Genomic DNA, 12,325 nt, shown 5'->3' on the forward strand with positions numbered 1-12,325 from the left:
CCTCTTCTGAGACCGCTAAAACGAAAAAAAACGAATATATGCGAAGGTTTGGCGACGAATGGTCGTCGCCAGGGACGTCAACGTGGGCGTGCCACTTCCACCTTCACCTGCCACTCCTTCAGGCAGCGGGCAAAGGCGGGGGAGGGCTCTCGTTCGGTAAAGAGGTGGTCGATCTGCTCGAGGCTGCCCAGGCGAATCATGGCGTTGCGGCCGAACTTGCTGGAGTCGGCGGCGAGAAACACCTGGCGGGCGTTATGGATGATGGCCTGGGAGACACAGACTTCCTGGTAGTCGAAGTCGAGCAGCGTGCCGTCCTCGTCGATGCCGCTGATACCGACCAGGGCGTAGTCGACCTTGAACTGCTTGATGAAGTCGGCGGTGGCCTGGCCCACCACGCCGCCGTCGCTACGCACCTTGCCGCTGGCGATGAGGACGTCGAAGTCGTCCTTGGCGCTGAGGATGTTCGCCACATGCAGGTTGTTGGTGATGACCTTGAGGCTGCGATGCCCGAGCAGCGCGTGGGCGATCGCCTCGGTGGTGGTGCCGATATTGATGAACAGCGAGGCGTGGTCCGGCACCGCGGCGGCGACGGCTTCGGCGATCAGGCGCTTTTCTTCGCGCATCTGGCCGGCCCTCATGCTGTACTCGGTGTTCTCTACGCTGGAATCGTGGGCGGCGCCGCCGTGGTAGCGCCGCAGCAGTCCGCCTTCGGCGAGCTGGTTGATGTCACGACGGATCGTCTGGGGGGTGACGGAGAAATGTTGCGCCAGTTCTTCGATGCTGACGTAGCCGCGCTCACGGACCAGTTCGAGAATCTGCTGTTGGCGAGGCGCCAGGCTCATTGCGGCTTCCTTGAGGTGATCGAGTAAATTCACAGAGGATGCCGGAGGTCTTTCAGCGTGGAAAGCGCTTGTCGCGCAAAGCAAGACCGGCGTCGGAAGACGCCGGTCTCGTTGGGGGTCGTCAGGAACGCCATCAGGCAGATGCCGGCGGCGTTCGGATCGGCTTCGACTCAGTCAAGTGCCCAACCGCGGGTACGCTCGACCGCCTTTTTCCAGCCTTTGTAGAGCTGGTCGCGCTTGCTGTTGTCGCAGGCCGGCTCGAAGACGCGCTCGATGGTGCTCTTGCTGCGCAATTCGTCCAGGCTGCTCCAGAAGCCGGTGGCCAGGCCCGCCAGGTAGGCTGCGCCCAAGGCGGTGGTCTCCTTCATTTCCGGGCGCTCGACGCGGGTGCCGAGGACGTCCGCCTGGAACTGCATGAGGAAGTTGTTGGCGGTGGCACCACCGTCCACGCGCAGCGACTTGAGCGCCTCGCCGGCATCCTGCTGCATGGCATCCAGCACATCGCGGGTCTGGAAGGCGATGGATTCCAGGGTGGCACGGATGATGTGATCCACCTTGACGCCACGAGTCAGGCCGAACAGCGCGCCGCGGGCATAGGGGTCCCAGTAGGGGGCGCCCAGACCGGTGAAGGCGGGTACCAGGTAGACGCCATTGCTGTCGGTCACCTTGGTGGCGAAGTATTCCGAATCCAGGGAGTCGTTGATCACCTTGAGTTCGTCACGCAGCCACTGCACGGTGGAGCCGCCGTTGAAGATGGCGCCCTCCAGGGCATAGTTGACCTCGCCGCGGGGACCACAGGCGATGGTGGTGAGCAGGCCGTGCTGGGACTGCACGGCTTTTTCACCCGTGTTCATCAACAGGAAGCAGCCGGTGCCGTAGGTGTTCTTGGCCTGGCCGGGCTCCACGCACATCTGGCCGAACAGGGCCGCCTGCTGGTCGCCGGCGATACCGGCGATGGGGATGCCGGTGGTCTGGCCGCTGCCCAGATGCGCCTGGCCGTAGACCTCGGAGGAAGACTTCACCTCCGGCAGCATCTCGCGGGGGATATCCAGCACTTCCAGCATAGTGGCGTCCCACTCGCGCTTGTGGATATCGAACAGCAGGGTGCGAGAGGCGTTGGTGTAATCGGTCACATGGGCCTGGCCCTGGGTCATCTTCCAGATCAGCCAGGTGTCCACGGTGCCGAACAGCAGCTCGCCGCGACGGGCACGTTCACGGCTGCCCTCGACGTGGTCGAGAATCCACTTGATCTTGGTACCGGAGAAGTAGGGGTCGATCACCAGGCCAGTGGTCTTGCGGATATGGTCTTCCAGGCCGTCGCGCTTGAGCTGGTCGCAGATCGCGGTGCTTTGGCGGCTCTGCCAGACGATGGCATTGTAGATGGGGCGACCAGTGGTCTTGTCCCAGACGATGGCGGTTTCACGCTGGTTGGTGATACCGATGGCCGCGATCTGTTCGTTGCTGATGCTGGCCTGGGCCAGCGCCTCGACGAAGACGGCGCTCTGGGTGGCCCAGATCTCCATGGGGTCGTGTTCGACCCAGCCAGCCTGCGGGTAGATCTGCGCGAATTCGCGCTGGGCGATGGTCACCACGTTGGCATTGCGGTCCAGCACGATGGCGCGCGAGCTGGTGGTGCCCTGGTCGAGCGCGACGATGTACTGCTTGTTCTGGTCGGTCATGGTCTTGTTCCTTATTGTGATTCGCGGCGATCAGGACGCCTTGGAGGCGGAGGTCACTTCGGTGCGGGCACTGTCCTCGGTCTTGGCCGGGACGTCGCAGGCACCCGAAGCCAGGCCGGGCAGATGGCGGCAGATCAGCGCCTTGTAACCGGCGGCGCCAAGGCAGGCCCCGACGATGGGCGCGAAGATCGGCACCAGGAAGTAGGGGATGTCCCGGCCTCCGGTGAAGGCGATCTCACCCCAGCCGGCGAAGAAGGTCATCAGCTTCGGCCCGAAATCCCGCGCCGGGTTCATGGCGAAGCCGGTCAGCGGACCCATGGAGCCGCCGATCACGGCGATCAGCAGGCCGATCAGCAGGGGCGCGAGCGGGCCACGGGGCAGACCGTTGCCGTCGTCGGTGAGGGCCATGATCATCGCCAGCAGGATGGCGGTGATGACGGTCTCCACCAGGAAGGCCTGGCCGATCGACAGGGAAGGGTTGGCGTAGGTGGAGAAGACGCCGGCCAACTCCAGGCTCGCCTGGCTACCGCGGATCATGTGGTGCGCCTGTTCATAATCGAAAAACAGGCTGCTGTAGAGTCCGTAGACCAGCGCCGCGCCGCAGAAGGCGCCAGCGACCTGGGCCAGGATGTAGGCCGGGACCTTGCGTCTTTCGAAGCCGCCGAACAGCCAGAGGGCGATGGTGACGGCAGGGCTGAGGTGCGCACCGGAGACGCCAGCGGCGAGATAGACCGCCATGCTCACACCCACGCCCCAGATGATGCTGATTTCCCACAAGCCAAGCGTCGCACCGCCGACCTTCGCCGCGGCCACGCAACCGGTACCGAAGAAGATGAGCAGGGCAGTGCCGAGGAACTCGGCGATACATTGACCGCGTAAGGTTGGAGCGAGGGGAGTACTCATTTAGGAGCCTCGTGTTGTTGTATTTATTAAGGGGTAGCTGGATAGCTATTTGTTCGCAACCGAAAATCTAATTTCAAATTCGAAAACTGTCAAAGCCCCTGAGCGCAAAAACAGTGACGACGTTCGACAATTCATTGCCAATGCGACGGTGCCTGCTACCTTGGTCATGTAGGTCCGCGAGACGAATTCCACGTTGCCAGGTCTGACGTACTGCCCGTCGATGCCGGCCCAGCCCAGGGAGGGCGCGGGTAACGCCGACTTTCGCCGTTCATCTTTCTCTGCTCAGGTAGCGTGCATGTCCCTAGAATTCCATCAGGTCGATGCCTTCACCGATCAGCCCTTCCGTGGCAATCCCGCCGCCGTGTATCGACTGGAGAGCTGGCCAGCCGACGAGCTGCTGCAGCGCATCGCCGCCGAGCACAACCTTTCGGAAACCGCCTTCGTGGTCCGTGAGGGCGATACCTGGCGGATTCGCTGGTTCACACCGCGCGTGGAAGTACCGCTCTGCGGTCACGCCACCCTGGCCACGGCGCACGTGCTGTTCGAGATATACGGGGAGGCGGGTGATCGGCTGGAGTTCATCAGCCAGTCCGGCACCCTGAGGGTGTTCCGAGAGCCGGACGGCTTGCTGGCGCTGGATTTTCCCGCGCTGGTGCCCTCGGAGCTGGGGGTCACGCCGGAGCTGGAGCGGGCACTGCGGGTGTCGCCGGTGGATGCCCTGGCCGCCGATAAGTTGCTGGTGCTGCTGGAGTCCGAGCAGGCGGTGCGTGACTGCACACCGGACCTCGCCGCCATCGCCCGGCTGCCCTGGCAAGGCGTCATCGTCACGGCTCGCGGCCAGGAGGTCGATTTCGTGTCGCGCTTCTTCGCGCCGGCGGTGGGGGTGGCCGAAGACCCGGTCACCGGCTCGGCGCATTGCAGCCTGATTCCCTACTGGTCGCGACGACTGGCCAAGCGGATGCTCACCGCCCAGCAATTGTCGGCCCGGGGTGGGCAGCTCTGGTGTCGTCTGGATGGGGATCGCGTCAGTATCGCCGGGCGGGCGGTAACGGTGTTCAGCGGGCGCCTGCTGCTCTGATCCGGAGGCTTCGGGTACTCGCTATGCCCGAAGCCTCTGCCGCGATCAGGCTTGCAGCGGTGGCTTGATGAGGAATTCCAGCAGGGCCTTCTGCGCGTGCAGGCGATTCTCGGCTTCGTCCCAGACGACGGCACGGGGATCATCGAGCAGGGTATGGCTGATCTCCTCGCCGCGATGGGCTGGCAGGCAGTGCATGAAGAGCACATCGGGCGCCGCCCCGTCGAGCAGTTCCGCGGTCACCTGGTAGGGCTTGAAGGCTGCCAGGCGCAAGCGGGTTTCCTCCTCCTGGCCCATCGAGGTCCAGACGTCGGTGCTGACCAGGTGGGCCTGGGCCACGGCCTCGCGCGGATCGCGAACCACGCGGACCCGGTCGCCCGCGCGGGCGAGGAAGCGTGGATTGGGCTCGTAGCCTTCCGGACAGGCGATGCGCAGGTGGAAGTCCAGCTGTTCGGCGGCCTCGATGTAGCTGTTGCACATGTTGTTGCCGTCGCCGATCCAGGCCACCGTCTTGCCCTGGATGTCGCCCCGGTATTCGAAGAAGGTCTGCATGTCGGCCAGCAGCTGACAGGGATGCAGGTCGTCCGACAGGCCGTTGATCACCGGCACCTTGGAGTTGGCAGCGAAGGTGGTGAGCATCTCGTGGGCGAAGGTACGGATCATCACCCCGTCGAGCATGCTGGACATGACCCGGGCGCTGTCCGGTACCGGTTCACCGCGGCCGAGTTGGGTGTCGCGGGAGGACAGGAAGATCGCCTGGCCGCCGAGTTGGATCATGCCGGCCTCGAAGGAGAGGCGGGTACGGGTCGAGGCCTTCTCGAAGATCATGCCCAGGACACGGTTGCGCAGGGGCTCGTGCAGGACGCCCCGGTTGCGCAGGGCCTTGAGTTCGATGCCGCGATTGATGAGCTGGCGCAGTTCCGCGGAGGAACAGTCCATGAAAGAAAGAAAATGGCGAACCGTCATTTCGTTACCCTAGCGTCCCATCCAGGTAACGGCCGCCCGTGAAGGGCGCGGCGAACCTGAGAACATGCCGTTTCGAACGGCGGAAAGACCAAAGGCGAAATGGTATAAGTTCATGTCGCATTTTACCACCATCGCACGCCTGGGCTTTTCCGGCCTGCCGGACGTGCGCTGGTGGCGGGCCGAAGCCCATTGGCTGCTGGGCTGGACCTTACAGCAGGTCGGCTGGCACCTTGCCGCCGTTGTCGGCGAGCTTCTGCAGGACGGCCTTGTGCAACCACATGTTCATCTGGGCGGAGTCGCCCAGCTTGTCGGCCGGGCAGTTCAGCTCCTTGGCCAGCTCCTGACGGGCGGCGAGGCTGCTATCCAGGTCGAGCAACTTGAGCAGATCGACGATGGAGGTCTTCCAGTTGAGCCGTTCGCCCTTCTGGGCGGCCAGGGCATCGAGCTTGGCAGTGACGTCCACCTGGCTGATGGGCGTTGCGTCACCGGCCGGAGCCGGGCTGCCAGCCGGCGCCCCAGTGTCGGTCGCGCCGGTGGCGGGTGCGGCGGCGGCGGGGGTGTCCGCCTGAGCTTCGCCGATGCCGAGCTTGGAAAGGATCTTGCTGAACAGGCTCATGGAGTTCTCCTGGGATCATGAAACAGGCGCACCGAGCGGCGCCTACCCTTAACCTGACCATAGGCCCGCCGGCAAAGTTTGCCGGTCGCCGATCGGATGCGCTGTCGCGAACGGCCTGGCAGGCGCGTGGTCGATTACCCATTCGGGGCGCGCCGGCAAGGGCTCGCCCTCGTGGAAATTCCGGCGTTTGACGGGCCTTTCCGTTACAATCGTCCCACCGTATTAGCGAGGTGCATCGTGGACATCATCGATACCATCAAAGACCAGATTGCCAACAACCCCGTGCTGCTCTACATGAAGGGTTCGCCGAACGCGCCTCAGTGCGGTTTCTCGTCCCGTGCCGCCCAGGTGCTGATGGCCTGTGGCGAGAAGTTCGCCTACGTCGATATCCTGCAGAACCCGGAAATCCGCGCCAACCTGCCCAAGTACGCCAACTGGCCGACCTTCCCGCAGCTGTGGGTCGGTGGTGAACTGGTCGGCGGCAGCGACATCCTGGCCGAGCTGTACGAGAAGGGCGAGCTGCAGACCCTGATCAAGCAGGCCGTGGAGCAGAAGGACGCCTGATTCCTTCTCTTGCGCCCATGAAAAAGCCCGCATCGAGCGGGCTTTTTCATGGGTACGATTCAGTCAGTCAGTCACTCAGTCATCGTCGTCGTGCATCTGCGACTGGATGTAGTTCTCGATGCCGACGCTGGCGATCAGGGTCAGCTGGGTCTCCAGCCAATCGATGTGCTCTTCCTCGGACTCGAGGATGTCCTTGAGCATGTCGCGGCTCACGTAGTCGCGCACGCTTTCGCAGTAGGTGATGGCTTCGCGCAGGTCGGCCACGGCGCTGATCTCCAGGCGCAGGTCGCACTGGATCATCTCCTGGGTGTTTTCGCCGATCATCAGCTTGCCCAGGTCCTGCAGGTTGGGCAGGCCTTCCAGGAACAGGATGCGCTCGATCAGGCGATCGGCGTGCTTCATCTCGTCGATGGATTCCTTGTACTCGTGGTGGCCGAGCTTGCGGATCCCCCAGTCGTTGTACATCCGCGAATGCAAGAAGTACTGGTTGATGGCGACCAGTTCGTTGCCGAGGATCTTGTTCAAATGCTGGATGACGGTGATATCGCCTTTCATGGCCTGACCTGCGAAGGGGATGGGATTGCCGCGAGTCTGAGCGTCGAAAAGGCCTTTGTCAAAAGCTTAAGTCGTTGAAAAATCGACGAAAATCGAACGGTAATCGAAAGCTTTTCCATCCTTTTCGTAAACGTTTGATTAGACAATAAAAAAGCCGGACACGAGGTCCGGCTCTTTCACAAAAAAACGCTTAGACGCGGGGGACGTCCAGAGCATAGGCAAGCTGCTGGGCGCCATGCAGCTCGCCGAGGGTCTCCTTGACCACCTGCTTGGCCAGGCAGGCGCACTTGCCGCACTGGGTGGCGCAACCGGTGCTTTCCCGAACTTCCCGATAACTGCAGCAGCCGTCGTAGATGGCTTCACGGATCTGCTTGTCGGTCACGCCACGGCAAAGACACACGTACATGGATCGCCTGCTGAATGAGTGGAGGTGCCGCCAAAGCTAATGACAATGAGAATGATTGTCAAAGTTGTAGGCGGCAAAATCTCATCAAAGGCCGCTCAGGCGACGAGTGGTCAATCGAGATCGACCCAGCCACCCATCTCCCGCCAGCGGTTGACGATGCCGCAGAACAGCTCGGCGGTCTTCTCGGTGTCGTAGCGAGCCGAGTGGGCTTCGCGATTGTCGAACTCGATCCCGGCCGCCTGACAGGCTTTCGCCAGTACCGTCTGGCCATAGGCCAGGCCGGCGAGGGTCGCGGTATCGAAACTGGAGAAGGGGTGGAAGGGATTGCGCTTCAGGCCGCAGCGTAGCACCGCGGCGTTGAGGAAGCCGAGGTCGAAGCTGCTGTTGTGGCCGACCAGGATGGCTCTCTTGCAGCCGCTGGCCTTGAGCGACTTGCGCACGCCCTTGAAGATCTCGCTGAGCGCCTGCTCTTCGCCGACCGCCATGCGCAGCGGATGGTCGAGCTTGATGCCGGTGAATTCCAGCGCCGCCGCCTCGATGTTGGCCCCGGCGAAGGGCTCGACGCGGAAGAAGTAGGTGTGGTCCGGGTAGAGCACACCTTCGTCGTCCATGGCCACGGTGGTGGCGGCGATTTCCAGCAGGGCATCGGTGGCGGCGTTGAAGCCGCCGGTCTCGACATCCACCACCACCGGCAGATAGCCGCGGAAGCGTCGCGCCATGGGGATGCGCGAATCGGACATCGGCTGGCCGGCGTCCAGTTCTTCGTTGAAGGTCTCGTCCATGCTCATGCGCCCACCTCCAGGCGCCAGCGCAGGGTCTCGCCGGCGCGCAGGGGAATCACCTCGTGATCGCCGAAGGGCAGGGACGCGGGCGCCTGCCAGTCCTCACGCACCAGGGTGACGGTCTCGGTGTTGCGCGGCAGGCCGTAGAAGTCCGCGCCGAAGTGGCTGGCGAAGCCTTCCAGGCGCTCCAGGGCATTGCGGCTCTCGAAGGCCTCGGCATAGAGCTCCAGGGCGCCGTAGGCGGTGTAGCAGCCGGCGCAGCCGCAGGCCGCTTCCTTGGCATGGCGGGCGTGGGGCGCTGAGTCGGTGCCGAGGAAGAACTTGGGATTGCCGCTGGTGGCGGCGTCCAGCAGGGCGCGCTGGTGGGTGTTGCGCTTGAGGATCGGCAGGCAATAGAAGTGCGGCCGGATACCGCCCACCAGCATGTGGTTGCGGTTGTACAGCAGGTGGTGGACGGTGATGGTGGCGCCCACGTTGGCCGGGGCCTCGCGCACGAAGGCGGCGGCGTCGCCGGTGGTGATGTGCTCGAAGACCACCTTCAGCGTCGGGAAGCGCTGGACGATGCGCACCAGGTGCTCGTCGATGAACTTCTTCTCGCGGTCGAAGACGTCCACTTCGGCGTGGGTGACCTCGCCATGCACCAGCAGGGGCAGGCCAACCTCGGCCATGGCTTCCAGGGTGGGGAAGAGGTTGTCCAGGGAGGTGACGCCGGAATCGGAATTGGTGGTGGCGCCGGCCGGATAGAGCTTGGCGGCATGCACGAAGCCACTGGCCTTGGCCGTGCGGACGTCTTCCGGACTGGTACGGTCGGTGAGGTAGAGCACCATCAGCGGCTCGAAGCGGCTGCCGGCCGGGCGGGCGGCGAGGATGCGCTCGCGATAGGCGGCGGCCTGCTCGGCATTGCGCACCGGCGGCACCAGGTTGGGCATGACGATGGCGCGACCGAATTCGCGGGCGGCGTCGGCGACGGTCTGCTGCAGGGCGGCGCCGTCGCGCAGGTGAATGTGCCAGTCGTCGGGACGGGCGAGGGTGATCCGGTCGGTCATGCGGGATTCCAGGCTGCGGGAAAGTAGGGAAATGCTACCGGAAAAGGCGGATAGCCGGCACCCGTGAGGCCTATCGATACTCAAGTTTTCCGCCTGCCCGACCGATAAGAAGCCCAAGTACCTTTAGCTCCCGGAGCCTCGCCGTGCGCCCGCACTCCCTCATCCTCACCACGCTACTGCTCGCCGTACCGGCCTGGGGAACGACCTTCCAGAGCCGGCTCGAGAGCGTGGAATGGAAGGTGGAGGGCGATATCTTCGCCTGTCGGCTGGTACAGCCTATACCACGCTTCGGCAGTGGCGGCTTCCTGCGCCGCGCCGGTGAGGCCACGGTGTTCGAACTGCGCCCGAGCGGGCAGTGGCTGCCGACCGGCAGCGCCAGTCTCAAGGCGGCGGCGGTGCCCTGGAAGCCGGGGTTGGGCGACATCAGTCTCGGCTCGGTGCAGGTGGTGGAGGGCGAGCAGGCCCTGGCGACCAGCGCACAGCAGGCTCAGCGGCTGCTGGCGGGATTGATGGAAGGGCGTATGCCGCAGGTGAGTCGCTCAGGCACCCTGGACGACCGGGTCGAGGTGCGGCTGCTGCCAGTGCGCTTCGAACCGGCCTACCAGCAGTTCCAGGCCTGCACCCAGAAGCTGCTGGCGGTCAACTTCGAGCAGATCCGCCGTTCCCAGATCAATTTCCCCGGTGGCGGCGATACCCTGGACGACGTGGCCAAGGCCAAGCTCGACCTCATCGACGACTATCTGAACGCCGATCCGACGGTCAACCACGTCATTGTCTCCGGCTACAGCGACAACCAGGGCACGCGTCTGGACAATCGCCAGGAATCGCGCCTGCGTGCCATCGCGGTGATGGAGTACCTCAAGGCCAAGGGCTTCGCCGCCGAGCAGATCGAATTGCGCTTCTTCGGCGAGCAGTATCCGGTGGCGCCCAACAACAGCAAGGCCAATCGGGCGGCGAACCGCCGGGTGACCCTGGTGTTCTCCCGTGTCCCGCCGAGCAGTGCCCCGGCGCCGGCGACCCCTACCAGCACGGCGGCCAATCCCGCCGAGCCGCCGGCGCCCACCCCGGCACCGCCGGCCAAGCCCAAGGGCTAGTGTGGTGTTTCAGAAGTTGACTGCACAATTTGGCGGCGTTTTTCGGCCGTAGCGGCGAACCGCCCAAAAATCACTCGCCAATTCTTGCGCGAACTTCTGCAACACCGCACTAGCGACCTGGGCGCGGATGTCGCTCAGACATCTGACTGGGTCGCACCCCTGTAAAAGGCGCGCCACGACCAGTAGAATTGCCGCTTTCCGACTCAACGCAACGCACGGGAGCGAACGGCATGGCGGATGTGAAGAAGGTTGTCCTGGCGTATTCCGGCGGCCTGGACACCTCGGTGATCCTCAAGTGGCTGCAGGATACCTATAACTGCGAAGTGGTGACCTTCACCGCTGACCTCGGCCAGGGCGAGGAAGTCGAGCCGGCTCGCGCCAAGGCCAAGGCCATGGGCGTCAAGGAAATCTACATCGACGACCTGCGCGAAGAATTCGTCCGCGACTTCGTCTACCCGATGTTCCGTGCCAACACCCTCTACGAAGGCGAGTACCTGCTGGGCACCTCCATCGCCCGTCCGCTGATCGCCAAGCGCCTGATCGATATCGCCAACGAGACCGGCGCCGACGCCATCTCCCATGGTGCCACCGGCAAGGGCAACGACCAGGTGCGTTTCGAACTGGGCGCCTATGCGCTCAAGCCGGGCGTCAAGGTGATCGCGCCCTGGCGCGAGTGGGATCTGCTCTCCCGCGAGAAGCTGATGGACTACGCCGAGAAGCACCAGATCCCGATCGAGCGCCACGGCAAGAAGAAGTCGCCGTACTCCATGGATGCCAACCTGCTGCACATCTCCTACGAGGGTGGCGTGCTGGAAGACACCTGGACCGAGCACGAAGAGGACATGTGGCGCTGGACCAAGTCCCCGGAAGCCGCGCCGGACACCCCCACCTACCTGGAACTGACCTACCGCAATGGTGACATCGTCGCCATCGACGGCAAGGAGCTGAGCCCGGCCACGGTGCTGGCCGAACTCAACCGCATCGGCGGTGAGAACGGCATCGGTCGCCTGGACATCGTCGAGAACCGCTACGTGGGCATGAAGTCCCGTGGCTGCTACGAGACCCCCGGCGGCACCATCATGCTCAAGGCGCACCGCGCCATCGAGTCCATCACCCTCGACCGCGAGGTAGCCCACCTCAAGGACGAGCTGATGCCCAGGTACGCCAGCCTGATCTACACCGGCTACTGGTGGAGCCCCGAGCGCCTGATGCTGCAGCAGATGATCGACGCTTCCCAGGCCAACGTGAACGGCGTGGTGCGGCTGAAGCTGTACAAGGGTAACGTCATCGTCGTCGGTCGCAAGTCCGACGAGTCGCTGTTCGACGCCAACATCGCCACCTTCGAAGAGGACGGTGGTGCCTACAACCAGGCGGACGCAGCGGGCTTCATCAAGCTCAACGCCCTGCGCATGCGCATTGCCGCAGGCAAGGGCCGTACCCTGCTGTAAGGGTGGCGTCGCAATGCAAAAACCCCAGCCTAGGCTGGGGTTTTTTCTTGGCTCAAAAGTCGAAGTCGTATTCGGAGATCTGCTTCTTCAGGCGGCGCTCTTCGAGCATGTTGTCGATCAGCCGGCGTTTGGTCAGGTTGGTCTTGCTGACGACGGGCTCGACGGCCTCGGGCGCCTCGCCTTCAATCTCGAAATCCTCGTCTACATCGATATCGCTTTTGTCTTCGGCCATGGGTAACTCCTGCAAGGCTGAACAGGGTCACACGCCAGTCATCGACAGAGCCGCGGGACCTTTTCGCCGACCTTATAGCGGCAAAGCAGGAACCGGTAAAAAAGATTTTTTCAATCG

Annotated in this window: 14 protein-coding genes; 4 read left to right on the forward strand and 10 right to left on the reverse strand. The window is 63.7% G+C overall.

Annotated features, from left to right (window positions below; genetic code table 11):
* Positions 1-77: 77 nt before the first annotated feature.
* The 3 genes from AR540_RS07805 to AR540_RS07815 all read right to left on the reverse strand — a co-directional run bounded on the left by AR540_RS07805 (position 78) and on the right by AR540_RS07815 (position 3,424).
* Positions 78-842, reverse strand: a complete 765-nt coding sequence (locus AR540_RS07805) for a DeoR/GlpR family DNA-binding transcription regulator (RefSeq protein ID WP_059227572.1) — start codon at positions 840-842, stop codon at positions 78-80.
* Positions 843-1,012: 170 nt separating this feature from the next.
* Positions 1,013-2,521, reverse strand: a complete 1,509-nt coding sequence (gene glpK, locus AR540_RS07810; protein WP_059227574.1) for a glycerol kinase GlpK — start codon at positions 2,519-2,521, stop codon at positions 1,013-1,015.
* Between the two features lie 30 nt (positions 2,522-2,551).
* Positions 2,552-3,424, reverse strand: coding sequence for an MIP/aquaporin family protein (locus AR540_RS07815; RefSeq protein ID WP_059227576.1), 873 nt, complete (start codon positions 3,422-3,424; stop codon positions 2,552-2,554).
* A 295-nt stretch (positions 3,425-3,719) separates the two neighbouring features.
* Between AR540_RS07815 and AR540_RS07820 the strand changes: the two genes are divergently transcribed.
* A complete protein-coding gene (locus AR540_RS07820; protein ID WP_059227577.1) occupies positions 3,720-4,502 on the forward strand; it encodes a PhzF family phenazine biosynthesis protein in 783 nt (260 codons plus the stop codon).
* Positions 4,503-4,547: 45 nt separating this feature from the next.
* On the opposite strand, the gene argF is transcribed toward AR540_RS07820, so the two are convergent.
* Both argF and AR540_RS07830 read right to left on the reverse strand, forming a co-directional pair.
* Positions 4,548-5,465, reverse strand: a complete 918-nt coding sequence (gene argF, locus AR540_RS07825) for an ornithine carbamoyltransferase (RefSeq protein WP_059227580.1) — start codon at positions 5,463-5,465, stop codon at positions 4,548-4,550.
* 208 nt (positions 5,466-5,673) lie between these two features.
* Positions 5,674-6,081 (reverse strand): DUF3597 domain-containing protein, encoded by a 408-nt coding sequence (locus AR540_RS07830; RefSeq protein WP_059227583.1) that lies wholly within the window; start codon positions 6,079-6,081, stop codon positions 5,674-5,676.
* Between the two features lie 237 nt (positions 6,082-6,318).
* On the opposite strand from AR540_RS07830, the gene grxD reads away from it, so the two are divergent.
* A complete protein-coding gene (gene grxD / locus AR540_RS07835; protein WP_059227585.1) occupies positions 6,319-6,645 on the forward strand; it encodes a Grx4 family monothiol glutaredoxin in 327 nt (108 codons plus the stop codon).
* Between the two features lie 75 nt (positions 6,646-6,720).
* Here the strand turns inward: grxD and bfr are convergent, their stop codons facing one another.
* The 4 genes from bfr to pyrC form a co-directional block, all read right to left on the reverse strand.
* Positions 6,721-7,200: a bacterioferritin gene (gene bfr, locus AR540_RS07840; RefSeq protein WP_059227587.1), complete on the reverse strand. Its 480-nt coding sequence runs from the start codon at positions 7,198-7,200 to the stop codon at positions 6,721-6,723.
* A 190-nt stretch (positions 7,201-7,390) separates the two neighbouring features.
* Complete coding sequence (locus tag AR540_RS07845) at positions 7,391-7,606, reverse strand: bacterioferritin-associated ferredoxin (RefSeq protein WP_058760977.1); 216 nt, start codon at positions 7,604-7,606, stop codon at positions 7,391-7,393.
* A 110-nt stretch (positions 7,607-7,716) separates the two neighbouring features.
* Positions 7,717-8,388, reverse strand: coding sequence for a ribonuclease T (gene rnt / locus AR540_RS07850; RefSeq protein WP_442963772.1), 672 nt, complete (start codon positions 8,386-8,388; stop codon positions 7,717-7,719).
* A gap of 2 nt (positions 8,389-8,390) precedes the next feature.
* A complete protein-coding gene (gene pyrC / locus AR540_RS07855; RefSeq protein ID WP_059227591.1) occupies positions 8,391-9,434 on the reverse strand; it encodes a dihydroorotase in 1,044 nt (347 codons plus the stop codon).
* Between the two features lie 143 nt (positions 9,435-9,577).
* Here pyrC and AR540_RS07860 point away from each other — a divergent pair, with 143 nt between their 5' ends.
* Both AR540_RS07860 and AR540_RS07865 read left to right on the forward strand, forming a co-directional pair.
* Entirely contained in the window at positions 9,578-10,528 is a 951-nt protein-coding gene (locus AR540_RS07860; RefSeq protein WP_059227593.1) for a flagellar protein MotY, read from the forward strand.
* 230 nt (positions 10,529-10,758) lie between these two features.
* Positions 10,759-11,976, forward strand: a complete 1,218-nt coding sequence (locus tag AR540_RS07865) for an argininosuccinate synthase (RefSeq protein WP_059227595.1) — start codon at positions 10,759-10,761, stop codon at positions 11,974-11,976.
* A gap of 52 nt (positions 11,977-12,028) precedes the next feature.
* Here the strand turns inward: AR540_RS07865 and AR540_RS07870 are convergent, their stop codons facing one another.
* Positions 12,029-12,208 carry a PA3496 family putative envelope integrity protein gene (locus AR540_RS07870; protein WP_059227597.1) on the reverse strand — a complete coding sequence of 60 codons (180 nt, stop codon included), beginning with the start codon at positions 12,206-12,208 and terminating at the stop codon, positions 12,029-12,031.
* Positions 12,209-12,325 lie beyond the last annotated feature (117 nt).

The sequence above is a fragment of the Pseudomonas sp. EpS/L25 genome (assembly GCF_001512295.1).
GTDB lineage: Bacteria > Pseudomonadota > Gammaproteobacteria > Pseudomonadales > Pseudomonadaceae > Chryseomonas.